The following is a 25,136-nucleotide window of genomic DNA, read 5'->3' on the forward strand; positions in this document are numbered from 1 at the left end:
CGCCGCATGAACAAGAAGGTGTCCATGTCCACTTCCGCGAATCCTCCCGCGAACCCGGCCGGCGCTGTGCGCGGCTGGCACCGGCTGCTGCCCGGCTCGCTGTTCTACCGCGTGACGCTGATCATCGTGGTGGGTCTCGCGATCGCGCAGCTGCTCACCTTCGCGGCGATCCGCTACGAGCGGAACATGGCGCTGCGCGAGCTGATGATGATCGGCATCGAGCGCGACATCGCGAGCTCGGTCGCCATCCTCGACCGCCTGCCCGCGGCGGAGCGTGCCGGCTGGCTCGACCGGCTGGAGCGGCGCAACTACCGCTTCGTGCTGGGCGGCAGCGCGGAGGGCACCGAGCCCGGCTCGCTGCAGTCGCGGCAGTTTGCCGCGGCCATCGTCGACGCAATGCGTCCGTTCCAGGTCGTCAAGGTCGGCGAGGTGGCCTGGCCGCCCGAGGGCCTGCAGATCCAGGTGCGCCTGGGTGACGGGTCTTCCGTGGTCGTTCATGCAATGCGCGTGGGCATGCCGGTGTCGGGCTGGGTGATGTGGCTGCTCGTGCTCCAGCTGCTGGTGCTGGCCGTGTGTGCCTGGTATGCGGTGCGCCTCGTGACGCGGCCGCTCGCGCAGCTTTCCGAGGCGGCCGACCGGCTCGGCCCCGACCTGAAGGGCCGCACGCTCGCGGAAGAGGGCCCCACCGAAGTGGCGCATGCGGCGCGCGCCTTCAACGCCATGCAGCAGCGCATTGCGGGCTACATGTCCGAGCGCGTCGAGATCCTCGCGGCCATCTCGCACGACCTGCAGACGCCCATCACGCGGATGCGGCTGCGCACCGACCTGATGGACGACGAGCACGACCGCGAGAAATTCCGCCAGGACCTCGACGCCATGCACTCGCTGGTGCGCGAAGGCGTGACCTATGCGCGCACGCTCCACGGTGCCGCGGAGCCGCCGCTGCGCATCGATGCCGACGCGCTGCTCGAGAGCATGGTGGCCGACTACGAAGACGTGGGCCAGCAGGTGCGGCTCGAAGGCAAGGCCGGCGCGCCGATTGTGAGCCGCCCCCATGCGCTGCGCCGCATCCTGATGAACCTGATCGACAACGCGCTCAAGTTCGGCAGCGAGGTGCGCCTGCGCGTGCATGCCGAAGAAGACGGCCGGCTGGTGCTGAGCGTGCTCGACAACGGCCCCGGCATTCCGCCGGACGAGCTCGATGCCGTGCTCAAGCCCTTCTACCGCGTCGAGAGTTCGCGCAACCGCAGCACCGGCGGCACCGGGCTGGGCCTGGCCATTGCGCACCAGCTGGCCATGGCCATGGGCGCCGAGCTCACGCTGAAGAACCGTCCCGAAGGCGGGCTCGAGGCCCGGCTCGCGCTGGCCGCCGCGCCCGCCCGCACCACCCTCCAAGACTGATTCGCCACCGACAACCCCACATCATGCTCATCCTCCTCATTGCCTACCTGGGCGGGGTGCTCACCATCCTGAGCCCCTGCATCCTGCCGGTGTTGCCCTTCGTGTTTGCGCGCGCCGACCGTCCATTCCGCTCGCATGGCCTGCCGATGCTGCTGGGCATGGCGCTGGCCTTTGCCGCCGTCGCCACGCTGGCGGCAGTGGGCGGCGGCTGGATCGTCACGCTCAACGAATATGGGCGCCACGCCGCCATCGCCCTGCTCGCGCTGTTCGGCCTGAGCCTGCTGTTCCCCAGTGTGGCCGACCGCCTGAGCCGGCCGCTGGTGGCGCTGGGCATCCGCATGTCCGAGCCGCGCGGCAGCGATGGCGCGGCGTCGGCATCCGGGTTCTCTCCGCTGCTGCTGGGCGTGGGCACGGGCCTGCTCTGGGCGCCGTGCGCGGGGCCGATCCTCGGCCTGATCCTGACGGGCGCGGCGCTCAATGGCGCGAGCGTCGGCACCTCGCTGCTGCTGCTGGCCTATGCGGCCGGCGCGTGCACCTCGCTCGCGGCCGCGCTGCTGTTCGGCGGGCGGCTGTTCTTCGTCATGAAGCGTTCGCTGCATACCGGCGAATGGGTGCGGCGTGCCGCCGGCGCGGCCGTGCTGGTGGGTGTGGGCGCCATTGCGCTGGGGCTGGACACCGGCTTGCTCGCCCGCCTGTCGGTGGGCACCACCTCGGCGCTGGAGCAGGCGCTGGTGGACAGGATCAGGCCAGGCAAGCCGCAGCCGGAACCGGTCGCGCTGCGCGAAGACGCGGGCCTCGTGCGCGTGTCGGACAACCGCGCGGCCCCGCCGCCCGCGCGCGAACTCAGGGTCGAAGGCCGCTTTCCCTCCTTGGCCGGCGCCACCGAATGGATCAACTCCGCACCGCTCGCGCCCGAGGCCCTGCGCGGCAAGGTGGTGCTGGTCGACTTCTGGACCTACTCGTGCATCAACTGCCTGCGCACGCTGCCCTACCTTCGTGCATGGGCCGAGAAGTACAAGGACGCGGGGCTGGTGGTCATCGGCGTGCATTCGCCGGAGTTCGCGTTCGAGAAGAAGCCGGCCAACGTGCGCAAGGCGGTCAAGGACCTGGACATCGGCTTTCCGGTCGCGCTGGACAACGACTTTGCGATCTGGCGCGGCTTCGACAACCAGGCCTGGCCCGCGTTCTACTTCATCGATGTCGAGGGCCGCATCCGCCACCACCAGTTCGGCGAGAACCGCTACGACAAGGCCGAGCAGGTCATCCAGCAGCTGCTGGCCGAGGCGGGGCAGACCCGCATCGCCGCGGGGCTGGTGGCGCCGCTCGGGCAGGGCACCCAGGCCGCGCCCGGCGCCGAGCCGCCGCTGTCCGGCGAAACCTACCTGGGCCACGAGCGCGCGCACGGCTTTGCCTCGCCCGGCGGCATCGCGCGGGACCGCGCGAAGGCCTACCAGCCCGCGGCCTCGGCGCTGCGCACCAACCAGTGGTCGCTGGCCGGCGACTGGACGGTGGAGGCCGAGCGCGCCGTGCTGAATAGCGCCAACGGCCGCATCGCCTATCGCTTCCAGGCACGCGACCTGCACCTGGTGCTGGGTCCGGCGGCCAATGGCAAGCCGGTGCGCTTCAGAGTGCTGGTGGATGGAAAGCCGCCGCTTGCGGACCACGGCTTCGACACCGATGCCCAGGGCCACGGCGTGATCGATGCGCAGAAGCTGTATCAGTTGGTGCGGCAGACGGCGGGCGGCAGGGAGCGGTTGTTCGAGATCGAGTTTCTCGACGCGGGCGCGCAGGCCTACGCGTTCACTTTCGGTTGAGCGCTGACGCGGCTCGGGCGGGGAGCGAGCGGCCGAGCCTGCCTGTCAGGCGGCCCAGGCGCTCAGCGAAAGCCGCCGCAGCATGTCGGTCTGGCGCGATTCCTCGGCATCCCGCAGGCTCTTGGCCGCGCGGGCCGCCACGTAGCTGACGTACAGCGTCTCGATGGCCTTGGCCCAGTCGTGCATCTTCTGGGACACCGCGCTGGCCGAGGTGGCCGAGGCATCCTCGGCCGGACAGGCAGGCACCTCGAAACCGGCTTTGCTGAGGATGGTGGCTTTCTGAAAAATGGTGAGCATGGGGCGGGCCTCCGGGCCTTTGGATATGGGCATCAGGTTAACGTTGGCGCAAGAGGCGTGCCATCCGCTGCATGACGTATGTGTCTGTCGGTAAATGGCTCTCTCCGCGTGCCGTCGGCCGCTGTTTTCTAGGCCTTAAGCCTTAGGCCGGCGTCGATTCGGCGTGCTGCCAGACCAGCGTGGCGGCTGCCAGGTCTTCGAGCGCGCTGCCCACGGCCTTGAAGATGGTGCGCTCTTCGCTGCCCGTACGGCCCGCGCGTTCGCCCCGGCAAAGTGCGGCCAGCGTGCCTTGCACCGCATCGGCGCGCAGCGTGCCGGCCGCGATGGCGTCGAGCAGTTCACCGGCCTTCTGCAGCGCCTCGGCGGTGTCGACGAAGGTGCGCGCGCCCTCGAAGCAGCGCACATCGGCCTCGCGCATGGCGGGCGTGAAGCTGCCGATCAGGTCCAGGTGCGAGCCCGGCGCCAGCCATTCGCCGCGTACCAGCGGCGCGGTGGCCAGCGTGGCGCAGCTCACGATGTCGGCCTGGCGCACGGCCGCTTCGAGGTCCGTGGCGGCTTGCGCGTTGAACCCTTCGGCGCGCCATTGCGCGGCCAGGGCCTGGGCGCCTTCGGGCCGGTGGTTCCACACGAGCACCTCGTCGACGGGCCGCACGTTCGCATGCGCGGCGGGCAGCAGCCGCGCGACGCGGCCGGTGCCCAGCACCAGCAGGCGGCGTGCATCGGTGCGCGCCAGGAACGAGGCACCCAGCGCCGATGCGGCGGCCGTGCGGCGCGCGGTGAGCTCGTTGCCGTCCATCATCGCCAGCGGCACGCCGGTGCGCGCGTCGTACAGCACATAGGTCGCATGCAGGCCGGGCAGGCCGCGCGCGCTGTTGCCCGGAAAGACGTTGATGGTCTTGATGCCCAGAAAGCCCGCGTCGCTCCACGCCGGCATGATGAGCACGGTGCCCTTGCTGTCGGCGCCGGCGGTCTCGATGGGGTGTACATGGCGCGGCGGCACGTGCGCCTCGGCCGCGAAGGCTGCGCGCAGCGCGGGCACGAGCCGCGCAAAGTCCAGCGGCTCGCGGGTGGCGGTTTCGTCGAAATGCTTCATGGCTGGCGTGGACGCAGCGAGGCGTCGAAGAATTCCACCAGCGCCTGCTGCCAGGTGGCGCCGAAGCGCTCGGTCATCGGCTCGAGGTGGCCGGCGCCGGGCACCTCGAGCAGGCGCTTGGGCTCGCGCGCGGCTTCCAGCAGGCGCCGCGAATGGGAATGCGGAATGATCCGGTCGGCCGTGCCGTGGATCAGCAGCAGCGGAATGGGTGCAAGGGCCGCGACGTATTTCGATGCGGCGTAGTCGTCGCCCACCAGCAGTCCGGCACCCGGGAGCTTCTCGTTCGCAATCGAGGAATACGAATAGAAGGTCGATTCGATGGCCGCCGCCTTCACGCCGGCCCGGTTGCCCGAGCCCAGTACCGCAATCGCGTTGGCGCCGCCCAGGCTCTGGCCGAAGACGAGGAGGCGCCCGGGGTCGACATCGCCGCGCGAGCGCACGTGGTCGAGCGCGGCGCTGGAATCCTCGAACACGCCCTTGGGCTCCGGCTTGCCGGCCGATTCGCCGTAGCCGCGGTAGTCGAACACGAACACGTTGAAGTCCTGCTTCGGCAGCCAGGCCACGAAGCGCCAGTGCGCGCTCATGTTCTGGGCGTTGCCGTGGAAGTGGACCACCGTGCCCCTGGCCTCCTTCGGGTTGCTGCGGCCCGCGGCAGGAAGAAACCAGCCGGCCAGGCGCGTCCCGTCGGCGCTGGCGAACTGCACCGCCTCGTAGCGCAGCCCGAGCGCGTCGGGCGTTTCGTAGCGCACGCGGTCGGGGTAATAGAACATCGACTGGACGCAGCCGGTGAGGAAGGCGGGCAGGGCGGCGAACAAGGCCAGCTTCCAGCTCATGGGGAGTGCTTGCTTTCCGTGGTGCCCGGCCGCGCGGAGCGTCTTGCGGACCGGCCGCTCAGGCCAGCTGCTGCTGGAATGCAAGGTGGTAGCCGTTGCAGTCCACCACTGCGAACTCGCTGGAGCCATAAGGCATCTGCTGCAGCGGCCACGCAATGGAGGCCTTGTCCTTGACGGCGGCGTAATAGGCCGCCGCATCCGGCACGGCGAAATAGAAGGTGCCGGAGCAGGCGGGCGGGCTCTGCCAGAGGTCCTGCTGCGTGAAGATGAGTTTGCCGCCCTGCTTCTCGACCGTCAGGGTGCCCTCCGCCGAATGCGCAGCCGCGAAGCCGAGGACATCGGCGTAGAAGCGCTGGGTCTGGGCCAGATCGTTGCAGCGCAGGAGCAGTGTCAGCGACATGGGTTTCCTTCTTTCCTTGGTTGGAATGTGGCAGTCCCGGCGCAGGATAGCTCAGCCCGCCGCAATGCGGCTCCATTCGAGCCCGTGCTTGGCCAGGTACTTGCGCAGCCGGTCGGCATCGTTCACCACGCTGCGCTGCGCGCGCGAGGCCTGGAAGAGCTGCCGCCCCGCATCCGACAGGCTGCGCGAGTCGCGGCACACGCGCACCACCGCTTCGAGCTGCAGCCGGTCGAACAGGTCGAGCGCGGCCGCGCGGTCATCGCCGAGCAGGCTGCCGAGGTCGACGTCGGCAGCGCCTGCGCTTCGCCTTGCCGGGCCCTCGCGGTTCCAGAGCCAGCGCAGCCGCTCGATCTCCGCCTCGACCAGCGCCACCGGAATGCGCCCGCCGTCCGCCAGCGTGGCCAGCCGCGTCACGCTGGCCGAGAGGTCGCGGAAGTTGCCGCACCACAGCGCCTCGCCGCTCTGCGCGAAGCGCAGGTAGGCTGCGCGCGCCTCGGCGTTGAAGCGCACCACGCGGTGGTTCTCGGCCGCATGGATGGCCAGCAGGTGGTCGATGTTGGGCTCGATGTCCTCGGGCCGCTGTGCGAGGCCGGGCAGGTTGTAGGTCCAGAGGTTGATGCGCGCGAACAGGTCTTCGCGGAAACGCCCCTCGGCCACGTCGCTGCGCAGGTCGCGGTTGGTGCCGGCGATCAGCTGGAAGTCGCTCTCCACTTCCTTGTCGGCGCCCACCGGGAAGAAGCGCTTCTCCTCGATGGCCTTGAGCAGCATCGCCTGCTCGTCGAGCCCGAGTTCGCCGATCTCGTCGAGGAACAGCGCGCCCTGGTTCGCCGTGCGCAGCAGTCCGGCCCGGTCGCTCGCCGCGCCGGTGAAGGAGCCCTTCCTGTGGCCGAACAGGGTGGAGGCTGCACCGTCGCCGCGCAGCGTGGCGCAATTCACTTCGACGAAGGGCCCGCTCATCTGGTGGCGCGCCTGCTTCAGCTCGAACATGCGCCGCGCGAGGAAGGACTTGCCCGCGCCCGTCGGCCCCACCAGCAGGATCGGCGCGCGCGAACGCACGGCCACGCGCTCGATCTCGTCGATCAGCGCGTTGAAGCGCGCGTTGCGCGTGGCGATGCCGCTCTTCAGGAAGGCGACCGCGTCGCGCTGCTCCGCATCGAAGCGCCGCGCGATCACGTCGTAGCGCGACAGGTCCAGGTCGATCAGCGTGCACTTGCCGGCCTCGCCTTCGCGCTGCTTCCTTGGCGGCGAGGTCTGCGCGAGCACGCCCGGCACCACGCGCGATTCCGACAGCAGGAACATGCAGATCTGCGCCACGTGCGTGCCGGTGGTGATGTGCGTCCAGTACTGCTCGCGCTCGGTGTCGAAGGTGTAGGCGCGCGCCCAGTCGTACAGGCGGGTGTAGACCTCGCCGAAATCCCAGGGGTCCGCGAGGTCGAAGGGCACGAGGTTGACCGTGGTCTCGGGCGACACGGCCCTGATGTCGGCCTTCACCACCTCGGCCAGCGCCTTGTGCTTGAGCGTGTAGAGCAGCTCCATGCGCGAGACGACCATGTCGTCGTGCTGCGCGAGCGAGACCGTGGGGCGCCACTTGTTCCAGCGGCCCGCGCCCTGGCCGGCGTCGAGCTGGGTGCCGAGGAAGCCGATGACGACGATGGGTTTTTTCATTGATTGGATAAAAGGCTAGCTTGATTTCTAAAAACTGACGGAATGCTAGCAACGAAATGGTGCCGTGTCACACGCGGAGAAGAAGAAATTTCCCTTTCCCATCAATCACTTGCGTCGTAGTCCGCTCGTTTTCTGCCGGCCTGGCCCAAGGTTGGCACGCTCGCTGCAAGAGAGAGTCCGTCCGGATGCAGTTCATCCGCTCCCAGGTGCCGCATGACAGCGGCCCGGTGCCGCAGGCCAGACCTGTTCTTGGGTCCGCGGTATGCCGCTGTTGAACTGTGCTGGTCACTGGACTTGTTCCAGTCTGCTCATGGTGGAGCACCGTGCTAACCACGCGGCGTGGCGGGTTCGATTCCCGCAAACAACCTTCGGCGGTGTTCGCACCGCCGCTTTGATGGGGGCGAAAGCCCCACCGCCCCGGCACACCGGAGCAAGGCGCAGGGCAGGGGCCCGGCCGAGCGACACCGTGCCAGTGCAGGCGGCTTGCGCATCGCGCGTTCTGCAAGGAACCGCATGCAGCCATCGACGCAGAAGGAGGCGATGGCGCAGCCCCCGCGGCGGCGCCACCGCACCGGCCCGTCGACCGCTGCACGGCTGACCTCGCAAGCCACGGTGTCCGCCGCCTGTACTTCGTGGGCCCCGATACGCAACGAAGACGAACGACAACCGAGCGAAGAAGAAGAGAGAGGAAGAAAAAATGCTGGGATTCACCCGATTCACCGTGAAGAAGAACGAACGCGCGCTGCTGCTGCGCAACGGCGATTTCGATGGGCTGTACGCCGCGGGAAAGCACCGCGTGTACACGGGCTTCGACACCGTCCAGATCGAGCGCTTCTCGCTGGCCGAGCCGGTCTTCGACCACGAGCTGGCCGATTACTTCCTGGCGCGCGAGCCGGAACTGGTGCGGCGCGAATTCGTGCAGGTGTCGCTGGGCGAGACCGAGATCGGCCTGCGCCATGAAGACGGCGTGCTGGTGCAGATCCTGCCGCCCGCCACCCGCAAACTTTACTGGCGCGGCCTGCGCGAGCAGCGCATCGACGTGATCGACGTGGCGGCCGATGCGCGGCTGCCGGCCGAACTGCTGGCCAAGCTGCAGAGCGTGGCGCTGCGTCCGCGTGCGGTGCAAGGGCTCGAAGGCGTGCTGCTGGTGCAGGTGCCAGAGTTCCACGCCGGTGTGCTGACGCTCGAAGGACAGATGCAAGCGCTGCTGCCGCCGGGCAACCACGGCTTCTGGCGCTTCAACCGCCAAGTGGCGGTGACCAGCGTGGACCTGCGTTCGCAGATCGCCGAAGTGAGCGGGCAGGAAATACTGACTCGCGACAAGGTGGGGCTGCGGCTCAACCTGTCGGCGGTGTGGCGTTTTGCCGATGTGCGGCAGGCCCTGGCGCAGATGCCCAAGCCGGCCGATCATGTCTATCGCGAACTGCAGTTCGGCCTGCGCGCGGCGGTGGGCGAGCAGACGCTCGACGCACTGCTGGAGAACAAGTCGGCCATCGACCAGACGGTGCTGGCGCAGGTGCGCGAGCGGCTCGAGGGTTCGGGCGTGGTGCTGGAGAGCGTGGGCGTGAAGGACATCATCCTGCCGGGCGAGATGAAGACCATCCTCGCGCAGGTGGTGGAGGCCGAGAAGTCGGCGCAGGCCAACGTGATCCGCCGCCGCGAGGAAACCGCGGCCACGCGCTCGCTGCTGAACACCGCCAAGGTGATGGAGGGCAACCCCGTCGCCTTGCGCATGAAGGAACTCGAGACGCTGGAACGCGTGGCCGAGCGGATCGACAAGATCTCGGTGGTCGGCGGCCTGGACCAGGTGCTCAACGGACTTGTGACGCTGCGGCCGAACGGTTCCTGAGAAGCATGGAAAGACGAATGATGGAAGAGAGAGAAGAAATGGAACAGAACTACAAACTGCACGAAGTAGCCAACGGCGTCCCCGTGAAGATGTGGACGAACGGCGTCCCGGTCGAAGACGAGGCGCAGAAGCAGCTCGAGAACGCGGCACGCCTGCCCATCGTGTTCAAGCACATCGCGGCCATGCCCGACGTGCACTACGGCATCGGCGCCACCGTGGGCTCGGTGATCCCGACCTTCAAGGCCATCATCCCGGCCGCGGTGGGCGTGGACATCGGCTGCGGAATGATGGCGTGCAAGACCACGCTCAATGCGCGCGATCTGCCCGACAACCTGGGCCCGCTGCGCTCGGCCATCGAAAAGGCCGTGCCGCACGGAAGCAATCCCAGGCGCATGGGCCGCGACAAGGGATCGTGGGAAACGCCGCCCGACGAAACCGATGCCGCCTGGGCCCAGCTGGTGGATGAGTTCGACCTGATCTGCGAGGACTACCCGCGCATCAGGAACACGAACAACCACAAGCACCTGGGAACGCTGGGTACCGGCAACCACTTCATCGAGGTCTGCCTCGACGAAGCGGGCGCCGTGTGGTTCATGCTGCACTCGGGTTCGCGCGGCGTGGGCAATGCCATCGGTACGCACTTCATCGAACTCGCGAAGAAGGACGCCGAACTGCACCAGCGCAACCTGCCTGATCAAGACCTGGCGTACTTCGAGGAAGGCGCCAAGTACTTCGGCGACTACGTGCGCGCGGTGGGCTGGGCCCAGAAGTTCGCGCGCGCCAACCGCGAGGTGATGATGCAGCGCGTGGTCGCGGCCGCGCGCAAGGTCATCAGCAAGTCTTTCGAGGCGCACGTTGAAGCGGTGAACTGCCACCACAACTACGTGAGCCGCGAGACGCACTTCGGCGAAGACGTGCTCGTCACGCGCAAGGGCGCGGTGAGCGCCAAGGCTGGCGAGCTCGGGATCATCCCGGGCAGCATGGGGGCCAAGAGCTACATCGTGCGCGGCAAGGGCAACCCCGAGAGCTTCATGAGCTGCAGCCACGGCGCGGGCCGAAAGATGAGCCGCACCAAGGCGAAGAAGCTCTTCACCATCGCCGACCAGATCGCCGCGACCGAAGGCGTGGAATGCCGCAAGGACGCCGACGTGATCGACGAGATCCCGATGGCCTACAAGAACATCGACGCGGTGATGGAGGCGCAGAAGGACCTGGTGGAGGTGGTCTACACGCTCAAGCAGGTGGTGTGTGTGAAGGGATAGGCCGTGAAAAGCAACAAGCAGCGCCGCGCCGAGATCAAGGCGCACCGCCTCGAACGCGCTGCACGCCGGCTGGCCGAGCAGCGGCAGTCCGCGGGCGCGCGGCCCGTGAGCGGTGCCGGCCTGGTGGTCGCCGATACGGCGCTGCTGGCCGCCCACAACAATACCTACGGGCTCTTGCCCACGTTCTACGTGGACAAGGCCTTCACCTGCCGCGACTGCGGTGCCGACGAAGTGTGGACGGCCAAGCAGCAGAAGTGGTGGTACGAGGTGGCGCTGGGCAACATCAACAGCACGGCGGTGCGCTGCCGTGCCTGCCGGCTCGCAAGGTGCGCGCTCTCGCGGCCGGCCTGAAGTGAACGAACAAGAAACCGAACGAAGCGGCAACGCTGATTCCATGACTGCACAAGAAGAAAAATCCGGAGAGCTCCTGCGCTCGGCCCACCCCATCGATCCCGCCATGCGCGCGCAGATCATGCAGGCCCTGCGCGACATCGAGGCGCGCCATGACGTCACGGTGCTGTTCGCCTGCGAATCCGGCAGCCGCGGCTGGGGCTTTGCCTCGCCCGACAGCGACTACGACGTGCGCTTCATCTACGTGAACCGCCTGCCGTGGTACCTCACGGTGACGCCGCGGCGCGACGTGATCGAGCTGCCGATCAGCGGCGAGCTCGACGTGAACGGCTGGGACCTGCGCAAGGCGCTGGGCCTGATGCGCGAGTCGAACCCCACGCTGCTCGAATGGCTGCGCTCGCCCGTGGTGTACCGCGACGACGCGGCCGCGATGCCGCGTTTCCGCGCGCTCTCGGAAGCGATGTTCTCCAATGCGCGCGGCTGGCACCACTACACCTCGATGGCGAAGAAGAACTTCCGCGAGCATCTGCAGGCCGACGAGGTGCGCTACAAGAAATATCTCTATGTGCTGCGTCCGCTCCTGGCGGCGCGGTGGATCCGCACGCAGGCCGGTGCGCCGCCGATGCGCTTCGCCGAGCTGGCGCAGCGCACGCTCCATGCCGTGCACGACGCCGCGCTGATCGAGGAGATCAACGCGCTGCTCGCAGTGAAGATGCGCGCCGGCGAGGCTGCGACCAGCCCGCGCTGGCCGGGCATCCATGCGTTCATCGAGGCCGAACTGGCAGCCCACGCGGCCGAGCCGATCACGCCGCTGCCGCAGGCCGAGAACGCGGGACTCGATGCGTTCCTGTGCGAGACGGTGCTGCGCGTCGACGGAGGCCGCGCATGATCGAACTCGACGGTTCTCAAGGCGAGGGCGGCGGGCAGATCCTGCGCACCAGCCTGGCGCTTTCGGTGGCCACCGGCCAGCCCGTAGCCATCGAGAAGATTCGCGCAGGCCGCGCCAAGCCGGGCCTGATGCGCCAGCACCTGGCCTGCGTGAACGCCGCGGCACAGATCAGCGGCGCGCAGGTCGAGGGGGCCGAGCTCGGCTCGCAGTCGCTGCGCTTCGTGCCCGGGCCGGTGCGCGCGGGCGAGTACCGCTTCGCGATTGCCAGCGCGGGCAGCTGCATGCTGGTCCTGCAGACGGTGCTGCCGCCGCTGCTGCTGGCCGATGCGCCGAGCCATCTGCACCTGAGCGGCGGCACGCACAACCCGATGGCGCCGCCCTTCCATTTTCTGGAGCGCGCCTTCGCACCGCTGGTGCGCCGCCTGGGCGCGGACCTGCAGCTGGTGCTGCGCCGCTGCGGTTTCTATCCGGCCGGCGGCGGGGAAGTCGAAGCGACCATCGTGCCGGCCGTTGATGGGCTGCGGTCTTTCGATCTGATGAGCCGCGGCGCGCTCCTGTCGAGCCATGCGGAGTGCCTGGCACCGGGGCTTGCGCGCCACATTGCTGCGCGCGAACTGGAGACGCTGGGCAAGGCGATGGGATGGTCCGGCGAGCAGCTGCGCACCGGAACGGCGCGCCAGAACGAGGGCCCCGGCAACGCGCTGCTTGCCACGCTGACGTACGAGCATGTCACCGAGGTCTTCACGGCTTTCGGCGAAAAGTCGCTGAGCGCCGAGCAGGTGGCGCACGGGCTGGTGAAGGCGCTGCGCGAATTCCAGAAAAGCCAGGCAGCCGTCGGGCCGCACCTTGCCGATCAGCTGGCCCTGCTGCAGGGCTTGGCGGCATGGCAAAGCGGCCGCGGCGGCGCCTTTACCTGCAGCGAAGTGACCGAGCACACGCGCACCAACTGTGCGGTGATCGAGCGTTTCCTGCCGGTGCGCTACCTCATCACGCAAGCGCCGGACACGGCGACCGTGACGGTGGCGCCGGCCTGAAGCGCACCGCGGGTGCCGATGGCTGCTAATCGCAGCAGATCACCGCGATCGGCTCGGAGCGGCCGCGCACGGCCAGCATCTCGACCTGCCCTCCCGCATGCGCGAAGCCGGCCTGCTGCGCGGCATACACGGAGACCACCAGTCGCGATGCGGCCGTCTTGGAATGGTCCTGCAACCGGCTCGCGGTGTTGACCACTTCGCCGATCGCGGTGAAGGTGGTGGTGTCGAGGTAGCCCACCTCGCCCACGGCCGCGCGCCCGGCGTGCAGGCCCATGCCGAAGTCCAGCTGGTGGCCGAACTGGGCTTCGAAGCCTTCACTCCACGCGTCCATGCGCTGGCCGATCAGTTCGGTCGCGCGCAGCGCCTGCCGGCATGCGGTGGGCAGGTCGGTGCCGAGCCCGAAGATCGCCATCACGCTGTCGCCGATGAACTGGTTCGGCACGCCGCCGCATTCACGCACCGCGGCGCCCACGGTGGCAAAGTAGCGGTCGAGCACATAGGCCAGGTCGAAGGGCCATTGCCCCTCCGCCAACCCCGACCAGCGTCGCAGGTCCACGAACAGGATGGCCACGTCGCGCTCGCGGCCGAAGCTGCTGGCCGGCGCGGGCTGCCTTCCGTGGCTTGCGGGCGCGAACAGCGGGATGACCTCGATGTCGCCTCGCGGGCGCAGCTGGCAGGCCAGCCGCACGCCGCCGGGGGCGCGCACGCGGTCGAGCGTTCGCTGCTCGTCGCGGTCGGGTGGGTCCGTGTGCTGTGCGGGGCCGAGCACGCGCACGCGGCAGGTTGAGCAGCGCGCCCGCCCGCCGCACACCGAGAGATGGGCGATGCCGTGCGATCGGCTCGCTTCCAGCACGCTCCAGCCGCGCGGCACGTGCACCGTGCGGCTGGGATAGCGCAGCGCGATCGACGCCCCGCGCGCGCGGCGCCCGAACCAGTTGCGCGCCGCGTAGGCCGCCAGCAGGGCGGCCAGGCCGAGCGCATAGAAGAGCTTGATGCGGCCTTCCGCCGTGTCGAGCGCACGGCCCTCGGCCGGAGTCGGCAGCACCGCGGGCGGCACGCCGGTCCACTGGAACTCGCGCCCCATCGAGACGAAGCCCATCATCGCCGCCAGCGGCAGCACCACGGCAATGGCCAGCAGCAGAGGGGAAAAGCGGCGGTAGGCTGGCCGTGCCCGCAGCGCGAAGTGGATGCCGAGGCAGCCGTGGGTCCAGGCTGCAAGCAGCATCGTGAACTGCGCGCCGGCGCCTGGCAGGCTCCACAGGCCCGAGACCACGCGGACGTAGGAACCCTCGATGCCGTAGGCGAGATAGGCGCCGCGCATGGCGGTCAGGTGGGTGGCCAGCAGCAGCGGCAGCGCAAAACCCAGCAGCACGCGCAGGCCCTCGAGCGGCGGCATGCGCAGCGTGCGGCGCTCCCACAGCGCGGCCACCGCCAGCACGAGGTGTGCGCCGGCCGCGCCGTACAGCAGCAGCGTGCCCGGCAGGCTGTGCCAGAAGAGCTGCACGTTGCGCAGCACCGCCTCGGCCGCCGCGAAGGAGGCGATGCCCAGCGAATGGTTCAGGAGGTGCGCCGTGACATAGGCCATCAGCACCAACCCGCTCGTCCATCGGAGGTTGCGCCGGGTCGGCGGTTTCGGCAGCCGGGCGATGGGTGGGGAGCGTCTGTCCATGAATGGCTTCGAAGGGCACCCGAGCATAATGCGCGCGCCCCTACCTACCGGCATGGCCCCCACTCCAATCACTCCCCGTTCCAGCCTCGCGCTGCGCCGCATCGCGCTGTTCGAAGGCCTTTCAGACCAGCGGCTCGACCTGCTCGCGCAGCAATGCCTGTGGCACAGCGTGGAGGCCGGCAAGCCCCTGCTGCTGCGTGCCGAGCAGCAGGGCGAGGTGTTCCTGCTGGTTTCGGGCCGGGTCCGCGTGACCACCTATGCGGCCAACGGGCGGCAGGTGACCTTCAGGGATTCGGAGGCCGGCGAGCATTTCGGCGACATCGCCGCCATCGACGGCGGACCGCGTTCGGCCGACGTGGTCACGCTGCTGCCGAGCGTGCTTGCCAGCCTCGACCGCGCTGCCTTCCTGGGCCTGCTGCGCGAGGAGCCGCTGGTGGCCGAGCGGGTGATGCAGCGGCTGGCGTCCTTGGTGCGCCAGCTGTCGGAGCGCGTGATCGACCTGAGCACGCTGGGTGTCCAGAACCGGCTGCATGCCGAGCTGCTGCGCCTTGCGCGGGCCGCGGGCGTGGCACACAACCAGGCGCGGCTGGAGCCGGCACCCAGGCACGCGGCCCTGGCTAGCCAGATCAGCACCAACCGCGAGCAGGTGACCCGCGAACTCAACGTGCTGGCGCGCAGCGGCGTGCTTCAGAAGGACGGCAAGGCCCTGCTGGTGGCCGACGTAGCCCGGCTCGAGGCGATGGTCTCGCAGGTGCGAGGCGACACCTGCTGAGCCGGCCGAGGCTCAGTTCCAGCGGCCGCGCAGGCCGCCGAGGCTGAATCGGCCCGCGCCCAGCAGCACGACGGCGAGCGCGCCGAACAGGTACAGGCCCTGCAGCTCGAGCGCCCAGCCGCCCTGCTTGGTCAGGGCGAACAGGTCGGCCATGTGCACCAGGCCGAAGGCCGCAAGCATGTTGATGACGACCACGCCGGCGGCGGCGCGGGTCCAGAAGCCGGCGATCATGAAGAGCGGCGCCGCGATCTCGCCCACGTACACCAGGTAGGCCAGCCCGCCCGGCAGGCCGGCCTTCACCAGCATCGCGCTCACGAAGCCCACGCCGGCCGAGATCTTGAAGATGCCGTGCAGCAGCACGAGCACGCCGATCGCCACGCGCAGCAGCAGCTTGCCGGAATCGTCCAGCGTGGCGGGGGAGAAGGCGGAGGAAGCCTGCGAAGGTGCGATCGGCGTACGCGCGGCGTTGGCGGCTGCGGCCTGGGTGTTCATGGCGGATCCTTGAGAAAAAATGGGAGGGGTCGCCGCGCAGGGCGGCGGTTGCGCTTGCAGTGTGCGCAGCCGCCGCGCGCCGGTATGTGCGTTTACGCACAATTTCCGACGGCGGCGCATGGCCCGCGTCATCCTGCTACGCTCGGATAGCCCGCCGCCCGGTACACAGCGACACAGCGGGCTTTTTTCTGCGCCGCTCCTTTTCTCCATGGTCTTTCCCCTCATCACCGATCCGCATTTCTATGCGGTGGCCGTTCCCGCCGTGCTGCTGCTGGGCATCAGCAAGAGCGGCTTCGGCGCCGGCTTCGGTTCATTGGCGGTGCCGCTGATGGCGCTGGCGGTCACCGTGCCGCAGGCCGCGGCCATCCTGATGCCGTTGCTGCTCTTGATGGACCTGCTCGGCCTGGCCGCCTTCCGCAACGACTTCGACCGCGCGCTGCTCAAGTTCCTGATTCCCTTCGGGCTGCTCGGCACGGTGATCGGTACGCTGCTTTTCCGCACGCTCTCGGCCCACACCGTGGCCGGCATCGTCGGCGTGTTCACGCTCTTGTTCCTTGCGCAGCGGCTGGCGTTTCCGCCCAAGCCCGACGATCCGCTGCCCTCGCGCGCGGTGGGCGCGGCGCTCACCGCGGTCTCGGGGTTCACCAGCTTCATTGCGCATGCCGGCGGGCCGCCGATCAATGCCTACGTGATTCCGCTGCGGCTCAAGCCGGTGGTGTTCACCGCCACCATGGCGTACTTCTTCTTCGTGGTGAACCTGAGCAAGTGGATTCCCTATGCATGGCTCGGCCTGATCGACCTGCGCACGCTGGCCACTTCGGCGGCGCTGATGCCGCTGGCGCCGCTCGGCGTGTGGGTGGGCATTCGCATTGCCAGGCGCATCGATGCGACGTGGTTCTATCGCTTCGTGTACCTGGGCATGTTGCTCACAGGCCTCAAGCTCGTCTACGACGGATTCTTCGCCTGAGGCCGGGGCCCCAGGTCAGAACTCGACGATCGACTTGAACCCGCCGAAGATCATCCGCTTCCCATCGAAGGGCAGGGTCTTGGGGTCCATCGAGGCAAGGCGCGGGTCGGCCATCACCTTGGCGTTGACCGCGTCGCGGTGCTTGCGCGACTTGTAGACGATCCACGAGAACGCCACGGTTTCGTCGGCCTTCTGCTTCACGCTCTGCGGAAAAGACGTGAACTTGCCGGGCTTCACGTCGTCGGCCACGCATTCCACGTATTCGAGCGCACCGTACTCCATCCAGATCTTGCCGGCCTTGCGCGCCAGCTTGCGGTAGGCCTCGACGTTGTTCGAGGGAATGGGAACGATGAAACCATCGACATAGCGAGCCATTGGAAGTCTCCTTGAGATAAACGGAAGAAAGGAAAGAAAAAGGGGCCGCCCGCCAGGCGGACCCTCAGGATGCCGCCGCACGATTGGCCGTGCCTGCGGATGCCGCGGACCCCTTGCTGTTGTTGTCTTCGTTGTTCTGGGTGGACCCTGGCGATGCGGTGCGAAGCAGCACGGCCCCCAGCAGTCCCGCCACGGCCGCGAACACGGCGCCGATGAGGAACGCGAGGTTGTAGCCGGCGGTGAGCGCGAGCGCCAACTTTGCGCCGGCCGCCTCCATCGACGTGGTGCGCGCAACGGCGGCGCTGGCCAGCACCGCGAGCCCGAGCGCGCCGCCCATCATGAAGGCCGTGTTGACCACGCCCGAGGCCAGGCCCGACTCGGTAGTGCTCACCTCGCTCATGGCCGCGAGCAGCAGCGGGTTCAGCGCCATGCCCGCACCCAGGCCCAGCAGCAGCATGCCCGGCAGCACGTCGACCACGAAGCTGCCGTTCACCGGCGCCCGCGCGAACAGCGCAAGCCCGATGGCCGCGAGCCACAGCCCCACGGACAGCGGCCTGCGGATGCCGAAGCGCATCACCAGCCTGGCCGAGATGCCCAGCGAGAACAGCGCCATGATCAGGTTGGCCGGCAGGAACGCCAGGCCGATCTGCATCGGCGTATAGCCCAGCACCAGCTGCATGTAGAGCGCGGAAATGAAGAACCACGCGAACATGGCCGCCGCCCACAGCACGCCCACCACGTTGGAGACCGAAACGCTGCGCAGCCGGAACAGGCCGAGCGGCATCAATGGATGCTGCACCCGGGCCTCGATGGCGATGAACAGCACCATCAGCACCACTGCCGCACCCAGCAGGCCGAGCGTCTGCGCCGACTGCCAGCCGGCCTCGTTGCCGTTGACGATGGCGTACACCGCGAGCATCAGCGACAGCGTCACCGCCACGGCGCCGGCCACGTCGAGCTTTTCGCCATGGGCGTGGCCGCGCGCCGAGGGCAGCAGCGCAATGCACAGCGCATACACGGCCACGCCGATCGGCAGGTTCACCAGGAAGATCCAGTGCCAGCTCAGCGTGCTCGTGAGCAGCCCGCCCAGCAGCACGCCGATGCTGCCGCCGCCCGCGCAGACAAAGCCGTAGACGCCCATCGCCTTGGCACGGTCGGCCGGCTCGGTGAAGATGTTCATGATCAGCGAGAGCGCCACCGCCGAGACCACCGCGCCGCCCAGCCCCTGCACCGCGCGCGCCGCGACCAGCAGCGCCTGCGAGTTGGCGACGCCGCAGGCCAGCGAGGCCAGCGTGAACAGCACGAGGCCGATCAAAAAAAGCCTGCGGTGGCCGTACAGGTCGCCCAGCCGCCCGCCCAGCAGCAGGAAGCCGCCGAAGGTCAACATATAGGCGTTCACCACCCACACCAGCGAAGTCTCGGTGAAGCCGAGGTCGGTGCGGATCGAGGGCAGCGCCACGTTCACGATCGTGGTGTCGAGCACGATCATCAGCACGCCCAGGCACAGCACCATCAGTGCGAGCCAGCGCTTGCGGTTGTTGTCGAGTGTGTCGGTCATGAAGAACGATTCCTCCAAATTGCGGATGGGCCGGGCCGGGTCAGACCAGCGGCTTGCCCCCGTTGATGAGCCAGGGCGTGCCGAAGCGGTCGGTCACCATGCCGAAGCCCTCGACCCAGAAGGTCTTCTCGAAAGGCATGGAGACGGTGCCACCCTCGGCGAAGGCATCGAACACGCGGCGCGCTTCGGCGACGGTGTCCAGGGTCAGCGCAACGCCGAAGCCTTTCATGCCTTCGTAGGTCTGGCCGGGCATGGTGTCGGAAGCCATGAGCATGCCGTCGCCGTAGGCCAGGGACGCGTGCATGATGCGCTTCTTGACATCGGCCGGCATCTGCTCGGTATCGGGTGCTTCGCCGATGGTCATCATCATCTGCATGGTGCCGCCGAGCGTCTTCTCGTAGAAGCGCATGGCCTCGGCTGCGTTGCCGTCGAACGTGAGGTAAGCGTGGATGGGAGACATGGTGTTTCCTTTCGGTGGTTACTTTTCGGAAGCTGTCTTGAGGTTGGCAAGGCCGGTTTCGAAGTCCTTGCCGATCATCTGGTCCATGTTGAAGAAGATGCCCATGAGCTTTGCGGCGTAGGGGCTCGGGCCGTGCATGGCCCAGGTCACCTGTGTCTCGCCGCCCTGCGGCTGCAGCGTGAACTCGGCCATGTTGCGGGCTTCGAAGGGCCTGATGAAATCGAGCCTGATCGCGATCTTCGAAGAGGGCGTGGACTCGGCGATTTCCATGCGGCCTGCGCCCGCCTTGTCGTTGCCTTCCCACGCGTAGGTTGCGCCCTGACCGGCGGGTGCGCCGCCGAAGCTGCGCTTCATGCCCGGGTCCAGCTTCTCGTAGGGCGACCACTCGCCCCAGCGGTGGAAGTCATTGATCAGCGGAAAGATCTTCACGGCCGGCGCCGCGATGCGCGCCGTGCGCTCGACGCGAAAGGTGTCGGGCCGGACGGCGGCGTAGATGAGCACGATCGCGATCAGCGCGAGGATGGCGAGGGTGATTTTCTTGAGCATGAAGGTGTTCCTGGAGCGGGGGGCGGGCGGACCGTCGCGATTGACTACTGGCCGGCGTGCACCACCAGCAGCCAGCCTACGCCGAAGCGGTCCGCGAGCATGCCGAAGCTGGAGCTGAAGAAGGTCGGCGTCAGCGGCTGCATCACCTGGCCGCCGTCGGCCAGTGCATCGAACCACTGGCGCGCCTGGGCGTCGGTGGAAGCGGTGAGGGCCAGCATGATGCCCTTGAATTCCGGCTGGCCCGAGCACCGGCCGTCGGAAGCCATCAGTTCGGTTTCGCCGATGCGCACCACCGCGTGCATCACCTTGTCGGCCGCCGGCGCGCCGCCGCCGCAGCTGGCGTCGGCATCCGCCGATGGCGGCATTTCCGGCGCCTCGCTGTAGCGCATGAGCTGCACGACTTCGGCGCCGAGCGCCTTCTTGTAGAACGCGAGCGCTTCGTCGCAGCGGCCTTCGAAGGACAGATAGGACTGGACTTTCATGGCAATTCCTTTGGCTGAGGATGAAAGGATGCGCAGAGAGCTGCGCGCATACGGAATAACTAAGTTTGTGTACACCGTCCACAAAGAATAGCAGACATAATGGACACTGTCCACATGGAGATTTCCGATGAGCCCCCGCATCGCCCCGCCAGCCCCCAGCCCGCCCGCGGCTCGCAGCACCTACCGCCACGGCGACCTGCGCCGCGCGCTGCTCGACGCCGGCATCGAGCTGGCGCGCGACGGCGGCCCCGACGCGGTGGCGCTGCGCGAGGTGACGCGGCGCGCGGGCGTGGTGCCGAACGCGGCCTACCGCCATTTCGCGAGCCGGCGGGAGCTGCTGCTGGCGGTGCGTGCGGCTGCGCTGTCGGCGGCGGCCGGGGCCATGGAAAAGGAGCTGGCGGTGCTGCCCCGCGATCAGCCGCCCGTCGACTTCGCGCGGGCCCAGGTGCGGGCCATCGGTACTGCCTATCTGCGCTTTGCGCAGGCCGAGCCGGGCCTGTTCCGCACCGCCTTCGTGGTGTCGTCGGAAGACGCCGAGGGCGAGGTGGGGCCGGCGAGGGCCGGCGCAAGCGGCAAGGACCCGTTCCAGCTGCTGGGCGCCGCGATCGACCGGCTCGTGGAAGCGGGCGCGCTCGCCCCTTCGCACCGTCCGAATGCCGAATACCTGGCCTGGTCGGCCGTGCACGGCCTGGCGCTGCTGATCATCGAAGGACCGCTCAAGGGCATGGATGCGCAGTCCAGCCATGCGCTGGGGCAGCGGCTGATCGACATGGTGGAGCGGGGGCTCTAGCCTGGGCGGCCGAGGCTACAGATAGATCTTCTGCAGCAGCCGGATCAGCGTTTCGCGCTCGCGTGCCGTGAGCCGGGCGCTGGCGTCGGCCTCGAGCTGCGTCACCGTCTGCTCGGCCTCGCGAATCAGCTTTTCGCCCGCTTCGGTGAGGTGCAGCCCCACCGCGCGGCCATCGTGCGGATGCGGGCGGCGCTCGATGAGCCCACGGCTGTCGAGCGTGGCGACCAGGCTCACCAGGTTGGGCGGCAGGATGTCGAGCGTGTTGCACAGCTGGCGCGAGGTGGCGCCCGGGTTGTGCGCCAGCAGCGACAGCACCGAGAAGTCGATCTGCTTGAGGCCGTACGGCGCCATGCGCTCGGCGAACACGCTGCTCACGATGAGCCAGGCGCGGCGCGCGTTGTAGCCGACCAGGGCTTCCAGCATGCGGGCATCGAGCCGGTCGGACTTGCCGTTGCCGGCCGTTGCCGGCTCAGCCTTGGCGGGACTGTTCTTGGATGGACGGGGCATGGCCCGAGCGTAACCCGAGGCCGGCCCGGCCGGGCTCCGTCAGCCCGCGGCGGCCGGAGTTTTTGCGGCGTCGTGCGTCATGGCGACACCTTCGCAGGCGCGCTTGACGATGGCCAGCCGCATGTCGAATTCGGGCAGCACCCAGCGCCGGAATGCCGCAGCAGGACGGGCCCTGGCGGCGCGCTCGGCATCCGATGCCTCCGCCGCATCGATGCGCGCCCAGGCCCAGGCCAGCATCGCGAGCATCACCGCGCGCAGGTAGTCGTCAGCCACTTCGTAGGGCAGCACGGGGTTGGCATGCGCGGCCATCGCGATGGTGGTGCCCAGGTAGCGCAGCTGCGCGAGCCGGCGCTGCACGTCGGCGTCGGCGTCGCGCGAGGCGTCGAGCGCGTCGCGCAGTTCGAGCAGCACGGCCGACATGCCGGCGCCGCCGTCGGGCAGCACCTTGCGCACCAGCAGGTCGATGGCCTGGATCTCGTTGGTGCCCTCGTAGATCATGGTCACGCGCGCATCGCGCACGATCTGCTCGATGCCCCATTCGCGCACGTAGCCGTGGCCGCCGAACACCTGCAGGCATTCGCTCGCGCCATGGAAGGCCTGGTGCGTGCAGGCGGCCTTGAGCACGGGGGTGACCAGCGAGCACCAGCGCTGCGCGCGTTCGCGCGACTTGGGGTCGGCGTCGTGCGCGGCCACGTCGAGCATCAGCGCGCTGCGGTAGGCGAGCGTGCGCGCGCCATCGATCCAGGCGCGCTGGGTATCGAGGATGCGGCGGACCGCGGGATGCTCGGCGATCAGGTCCGCGGCTTCGGCGCCTCGGCTGGCGGGCACGGCGCCGGGGGCGCGCATCTGGCGGCGCTCGGCCGCATAGGCGTCGGCCTTCTGCCAGGCGGCATCGAGCAGGCCGATGCCCTGCAGCGCCACGTGCAGGCGCGCCGCATTCATCATCACGAACATCGCGGCCAGGCCGCGGCCCGGCTCGCCGACCAGCCAGCCGGTGGCGTCGTCGAAACGCATCGTGCAGGTGGGGCTGCCGTGCAGGCCCATCTTCTCCTCGATGCGCTCGCAGTGCACCGCATTGCGTGTGCCGTCGGGCAGCACCTTGGGCACGAGCACCAGGGACAGGCCCTTGGGACCGGCGGGCGCATCGGGCATGCGGCACAGCACCAGGTGCACGATGTTGGGCGTGAGGTCGTGTTCGCCGCCCGAGATGAAGATCTTGCCGCCGTTCACGCGCAGGCTGCCGTCGGCCTGCGGCACGGCGCGCGTACGCACCTGGCCCAGGTCGCTGCCCGCGTGGGCTTCGGTCAGGCACATGGTGGCGAGCCATTCGCCGGTGGCGATCTTGTGCAGGTAATGCGCCTTCAGCTCGTCGCTGCCGTGGTGCTTGAGGCAGGCATAGGCGCCGTGCAGCAGGCCCGGTGCCATCGTGAGGCCGTGGTTCGCCGCGCTCAGCCATTCGTAGAGGATGGCTTCGAGCACGGCCGGCAGCCCCTGGCCGCCGTCTTCGGCCGCGGCCGACAGGCCGGGCCAGCCGCCATCGACGAAGGCTTGGTAGGCCTCGCGGAACCCGGGTGGCACGCTGACCTCGCCGTTGGCGAAGCGGCAGCCGATCTCGTCGCCGCCGCGGTTGATTGGCGCCACCGCCTCGGCCACGAAGCGCGCCGCTTCCTCGAGCACCTGCTGCTGCAGCGCTTCGTCGACCTCGGCGAAGGGGGGCAGCGCGCGCAGCCTCGATGGTGCGTCGAGCACCGCGTTCAGGATGAAGCGGCTGTCTTCGGGGCGGGGCCGGTAATCCATGGGCGTATCAGGACTCGGCGGTGAAGCCGATCTTCTTGACCAGCGGGCCCCAGCGCTCGTACTCGGACTGGAGCGATTTCTTCATCTCCTCGGGCGAGGAGCCGTGGGCCACCAGGCCGACCGACAGCAGGCCCTCGGCCACGGCCTTGTCCTTGAGCGCGGCCTGGATCGCCGTGCTCGCGGCGGCGATGACGGCGGCGGGCGTCTTGGCCGGCGCGAAGAAGCCGAACCATTCGTCGGCCACGATTTCCGGGAAGCCCTGTTCGGTGAAGGTGGGCACGTCGGGCAGGTAGGCCGCACGCTGCGCGCCCGAGGTGGCGAGCACGCGCAGCTTGCCGGCCTTGGCGAAGGGCAGGTAGTCGCCGACCGGCGTCATGCTCGATGCGATCTGCCCGCCCACCACATCGTTGATGGCCGGCAGCGAGCCGCGGTAGGGAACATGGCGCAGGTCGGTGCCGGTGTTCAGGGCCAGCAGCGCGCCCAGGAAGTGCGGCGTGGAGCCCGCGCCCGGCGAGCCGTAGCTGGCCTGGCCGGGGTTGGCCTTGGCCCAGGCGATGTAGTCCTTCAGCGTCTTCACGCTGGCCGGCACCATCGGGCCGACGGCCAGGCCGTGCGTCATCACGGCGCCGATGGAAACCGGCGCGAAATCGGCGAGGCCGTAGCTCAGCTTGGTATAGATGTGCGGATAGGTCGACAGCGCGGAAGCCTGCGCGAGGCACAGCACCGAGCCGTCGGCCGGCGAGCCCTTGAGCGTGTCGAGCGCAATGCGCCCGCCCGCGCCGGGCTTGTTCTCGACCACCGCGTTGATCTTCGAATAGGGCGTGTCGCCCAGCTTCTCGGCCACCCGGCGCGCCACGCTGTCGCCCGCGCTGCCGGCCGGAAAGCCATAGTAAATCTTGGCCTGCTGCACGGCCTGGGCGAGTGCGGCAAGCGGATGCAGGGCGCCGAGCGCGGCTGCGCCGCCGAGTGCCTGCACGAATTGGCGTCTGTTGGTCATGGTGTTGTCTCCTTGTCTTCCGGGCTCTGTTTGCTGGGGCTGAAAATCAGCGCGGCGCCATGCGCAGGGCGCCGTCGAGGCGAATGACTTCGCCGTTCAGGTGCCCGTTGGTCACGATGTGGCAGGCCAGCTCGGCGAATTCCGAAGGCTTGCCCAGGCGCGGCGGGAACGGGATCGATGCGGCGAGCGATTGCTGCACCGCTTCGGGCAGTTCCATCAAAAGCGGCGTGGCAAAGAGGCCCGGCGCCACGGTGCAGACGCGGATCGCGTGCTGCGCGAGGTCGCGCGCCATCGGCAGCGTCATGCCGACCAGGCCGCCCTTCGACGCGCTGTAGGCCTGCTGGCCCACCTGGCCGTCGAAGGCCGCGACCGAGGCGGTGAAGAGCATCACGCCCTTCTCGCCGTTGTCCAATGCCTCGAGCTTGGCGCAGCGGGCGGCGAAGAGGCGCGCCATGTTGTAGCCGCCGACAAGGTTGATGTTGACCACGCGCACGAAGTCTTCGAGCGGCGCGGGGTTGCCGTCCTTGCCGACGATGCGCTTGGCGCTGCCGATGCCGGCCACGTTCATCAGGATGCGCGCTGTGCCGTGCGCGGCCTCGGCCTTGTCGAGCGCGGCATTGACGCTGTCGGTGTCGGTGATGTCGCATACGCACGCGACGCCGCCGATTTCCGCAGCCACCTTGGCAGCGAGCTCCGCATTGCGGTCGAGCACCGCCACCTTGGCGCCCAGGCGCGCCAGTTCGCGTGCGGTGGCTTCGCCCAGGCCCGATGCGCCGCCGGTCACGAGTGCGGCTTGTCCTTCGATCTTCATGATGTGTGTGTCTCCTCGAGTGGTG

26 protein-coding genes are annotated in these 25,136 nt (G+C 68.8%); 10 read left to right on the top strand and 16 right to left on the bottom strand.

The window, feature by feature from the left end; translation table 11 throughout:
• Positions 1-24: 24 nt before the first annotated feature.
• Both L1081_RS24470 and L1081_RS24475 read left to right on the top strand, forming a co-directional pair.
• Positions 25-1,401, top strand: a complete 1,377-nt coding sequence (locus tag L1081_RS24470; RefSeq protein ID WP_489414456.1) for an ATP-binding protein — start codon at positions 25-27, stop codon at positions 1,399-1,401.
• A gap of 23 nt (positions 1,402-1,424) precedes the next feature.
• Positions 1,425-3,215 (top strand): redoxin domain-containing protein, encoded by a 1,791-nt coding sequence (locus L1081_RS24475; protein ID WP_489414457.1) that lies wholly within the window; start codon positions 1,425-1,427, stop codon positions 3,213-3,215.
• A 45-nt stretch (positions 3,216-3,260) separates the two neighbouring features.
• Here the strand turns inward: L1081_RS24475 and L1081_RS24480 are convergent, their stop codons facing one another.
• The 5 genes from L1081_RS24480 to rtcR form a co-directional block, all read right to left on the bottom strand.
• On the bottom strand, positions 3,261-3,512 hold the full coding sequence (locus L1081_RS24480; RefSeq protein ID WP_489414458.1) for a hypothetical protein: 252 nt from the start codon (positions 3,510-3,512) through the stop codon (positions 3,261-3,263).
• A 142-nt stretch (positions 3,513-3,654) separates the two neighbouring features.
• Positions 3,655-4,605: a bifunctional Delta(1)-pyrroline-2-carboxylate/Delta(1)-piperideine-2-carboxylate reductase gene (lhpI, locus tag L1081_RS24485; protein WP_489414459.1), complete on the bottom strand. Its 951-nt coding sequence runs from the start codon at positions 4,603-4,605 to the stop codon at positions 3,655-3,657.
• Positions 4,602-5,438: an alpha/beta fold hydrolase gene (locus L1081_RS24490; protein ID WP_489414460.1), complete on the bottom strand. Its 837-nt coding sequence runs from the start codon at positions 5,436-5,438 to the stop codon at positions 4,602-4,604. Before L1081_RS24490 ends, lhpI begins: the two co-directional genes overlap by 4 nt.
• A 58-nt stretch (positions 5,439-5,496) precedes the next feature.
• Positions 5,497-5,838, bottom strand: a complete 342-nt coding sequence (locus L1081_RS24495; protein ID WP_489414461.1) for a VOC family protein — start codon at positions 5,836-5,838, stop codon at positions 5,497-5,499.
• Positions 5,839-5,889: 51 nt separating this feature from the next.
• Positions 5,890-7,503 carry an RNA repair transcriptional activator RtcR gene (rtcR, locus tag L1081_RS24500; protein WP_489414462.1) on the bottom strand — a complete coding sequence of 538 codons (1,614 nt, stop codon included), beginning with the start codon at positions 7,501-7,503 and terminating at the stop codon, positions 5,890-5,892.
• Positions 7,504-8,200: 697 nt separating this feature from the next.
• Between rtcR and L1081_RS24505 the strand changes: the two genes are divergently transcribed.
• Genes L1081_RS24505 through rtcA form a run of 5 tightly spaced genes read left to right on the top strand, consistent with a single transcriptional unit; the run spans position 8,201 to position 12,888 of the window.
• Positions 8,201-9,352 (top strand): SPFH domain-containing protein, encoded by a 1,152-nt coding sequence (locus tag L1081_RS24505; protein ID WP_489414463.1) that lies wholly within the window; start codon positions 8,201-8,203, stop codon positions 9,350-9,352.
• A gap of 38 nt (positions 9,353-9,390) precedes the next feature.
• On the top strand, positions 9,391-10,614 hold the full coding sequence (locus tag L1081_RS24510; protein WP_489414464.1) for an RtcB family protein: 1,224 nt from the start codon (positions 9,391-9,393) through the stop codon (positions 10,612-10,614).
• Positions 10,615-10,617: 3 nt separating this feature from the next.
• On the top strand, positions 10,618-10,965 hold the full coding sequence (locus L1081_RS24515; RefSeq protein WP_489414465.1) for a zinc-ribbon domain containing protein: 348 nt from the start codon (positions 10,618-10,620) through the stop codon (positions 10,963-10,965).
• Between the two features lie 43 nt (positions 10,966-11,008).
• Positions 11,009-11,854, top strand: coding sequence for a DNA polymerase beta superfamily protein (locus tag L1081_RS24520; RefSeq protein WP_489414466.1), 846 nt, complete (start codon positions 11,009-11,011; stop codon positions 11,852-11,854).
• The gene (gene rtcA, locus L1081_RS24525; RefSeq protein ID WP_489414467.1) at positions 11,851-12,888 is read left to right on the top strand and encodes an RNA 3'-terminal phosphate cyclase; all 1,038 of its coding nucleotides are present in this window, start codon (positions 11,851-11,853) and stop codon (positions 12,886-12,888) included. The genes L1081_RS24520 and rtcA overlap by 4 nt, the downstream gene beginning before the upstream one ends.
• Positions 12,889-12,913: 25 nt before the next feature.
• Here the strand turns inward: rtcA and L1081_RS24530 are convergent, their stop codons facing one another.
• Entirely contained in the window at positions 12,914-14,557 is a 1,644-nt protein-coding gene (locus L1081_RS24530; RefSeq protein ID WP_489414468.1) for a 2Fe-2S iron-sulfur cluster-binding protein, read from the bottom strand.
• 28 nt (positions 14,558-14,585) lie between these two features.
• Here L1081_RS24530 and L1081_RS24535 point away from each other — a divergent pair, with 28 nt between their 5' ends.
• The gene (locus tag L1081_RS24535) at positions 14,586-15,329 is read left to right on the top strand and encodes a cyclic nucleotide-binding domain-containing protein (protein ID WP_489414469.1); all 744 of its coding nucleotides are present in this window, start codon (positions 14,586-14,588) and stop codon (positions 15,327-15,329) included.
• Between the two features lie 12 nt (positions 15,330-15,341).
• Here L1081_RS24535 and L1081_RS24540 read toward each other — a convergent pair whose 3' ends face one another.
• Complete coding sequence (locus tag L1081_RS24540; protein WP_489414470.1) at positions 15,342-15,821, bottom strand: DoxX family membrane protein; 480 nt, start codon at positions 15,819-15,821, stop codon at positions 15,342-15,344.
• A 208-nt stretch (positions 15,822-16,029) separates the two neighbouring features.
• Here L1081_RS24540 and L1081_RS24545 point away from each other — a divergent pair, with 208 nt between their 5' ends.
• Entirely contained in the window at positions 16,030-16,788 is a 759-nt protein-coding gene (locus tag L1081_RS24545) for a TSUP family transporter (protein WP_489414471.1), read from the top strand.
• A gap of 15 nt (positions 16,789-16,803) precedes the next feature.
• Here L1081_RS24545 and L1081_RS24550 read toward each other — a convergent pair whose 3' ends face one another.
• From L1081_RS24550 to L1081_RS24570, 5 genes are all read right to left on the bottom strand, one after another.
• Complete coding sequence (locus L1081_RS24550; RefSeq protein ID WP_489414472.1) at positions 16,804-17,163, bottom strand: DUF1428 family protein; 360 nt, start codon at positions 17,161-17,163, stop codon at positions 16,804-16,806.
• Between the two features lie 64 nt (positions 17,164-17,227).
• Positions 17,228-18,721 carry a DHA2 family efflux MFS transporter permease subunit gene (locus tag L1081_RS24555; protein WP_489414473.1) on the bottom strand — a complete coding sequence of 498 codons (1,494 nt, stop codon included), beginning with the start codon at positions 18,719-18,721 and terminating at the stop codon, positions 17,228-17,230.
• A gap of 40 nt (positions 18,722-18,761) precedes the next feature.
• Complete coding sequence (locus tag L1081_RS24560) at positions 18,762-19,181, bottom strand: VOC family protein (protein WP_489414474.1); 420 nt, start codon at positions 19,179-19,181, stop codon at positions 18,762-18,764.
• Between the two features lie 18 nt (positions 19,182-19,199).
• Positions 19,200-19,727, bottom strand: a complete 528-nt coding sequence (locus L1081_RS24565) for an SRPBCC family protein (protein ID WP_489414475.1) — start codon at positions 19,725-19,727, stop codon at positions 19,200-19,202.
• A gap of 44 nt (positions 19,728-19,771) precedes the next feature.
• A complete protein-coding gene (locus L1081_RS24570; protein ID WP_489414476.1) occupies positions 19,772-20,209 on the bottom strand; it encodes a VOC family protein in 438 nt (145 codons plus the stop codon).
• A 127-nt stretch (positions 20,210-20,336) separates the two neighbouring features.
• On the opposite strand from L1081_RS24570, the gene L1081_RS24575 reads away from it, so the two are divergent.
• On the top strand, positions 20,337-20,999 hold the full coding sequence (locus L1081_RS24575) for a WHG domain-containing protein (RefSeq protein WP_489414477.1): 663 nt from the start codon (positions 20,337-20,339) through the stop codon (positions 20,997-20,999).
• A gap of 15 nt (positions 21,000-21,014) precedes the next feature.
• On the opposite strand, the gene L1081_RS24580 is transcribed toward L1081_RS24575, so the two are convergent.
• The 4 genes from L1081_RS24580 to L1081_RS24595 are packed head-to-tail and all read right to left on the bottom strand — an operon-like array spanning position 21,015 to position 25,111.
• Positions 21,015-21,506, bottom strand: coding sequence for a MarR family transcriptional regulator (locus tag L1081_RS24580; RefSeq protein ID WP_489414478.1), 492 nt, complete (start codon positions 21,504-21,506; stop codon positions 21,015-21,017).
• Between the two features lie 39 nt (positions 21,507-21,545).
• Complete coding sequence (locus tag L1081_RS24585; protein WP_489414479.1) at positions 21,546-23,303, bottom strand: acyl-CoA dehydrogenase family protein; 1,758 nt, start codon at positions 23,301-23,303, stop codon at positions 21,546-21,548.
• A gap of 7 nt (positions 23,304-23,310) precedes the next feature.
• Positions 23,311-24,300: a tripartite tricarboxylate transporter substrate-binding protein gene (locus tag L1081_RS24590; RefSeq protein ID WP_489414480.1), complete on the bottom strand. Its 990-nt coding sequence runs from the start codon at positions 24,298-24,300 to the stop codon at positions 23,311-23,313.
• Positions 24,301-24,346: 46 nt separating this feature from the next.
• Positions 24,347-25,111: an SDR family NAD(P)-dependent oxidoreductase gene (locus tag L1081_RS24595; protein WP_489414481.1), complete on the bottom strand. Its 765-nt coding sequence runs from the start codon at positions 25,109-25,111 to the stop codon at positions 24,347-24,349.
• Between the last annotated feature and the right edge of the window lie 25 nt (positions 25,112-25,136).

The sequence above is a fragment of the Variovorax sp. MSC1_012 genome (assembly GCF_023667525.1).
GTDB lineage: Bacteria > Pseudomonadota > Gammaproteobacteria > Burkholderiales > Burkholderiaceae_C > Variovorax > Variovorax beijingensis_B.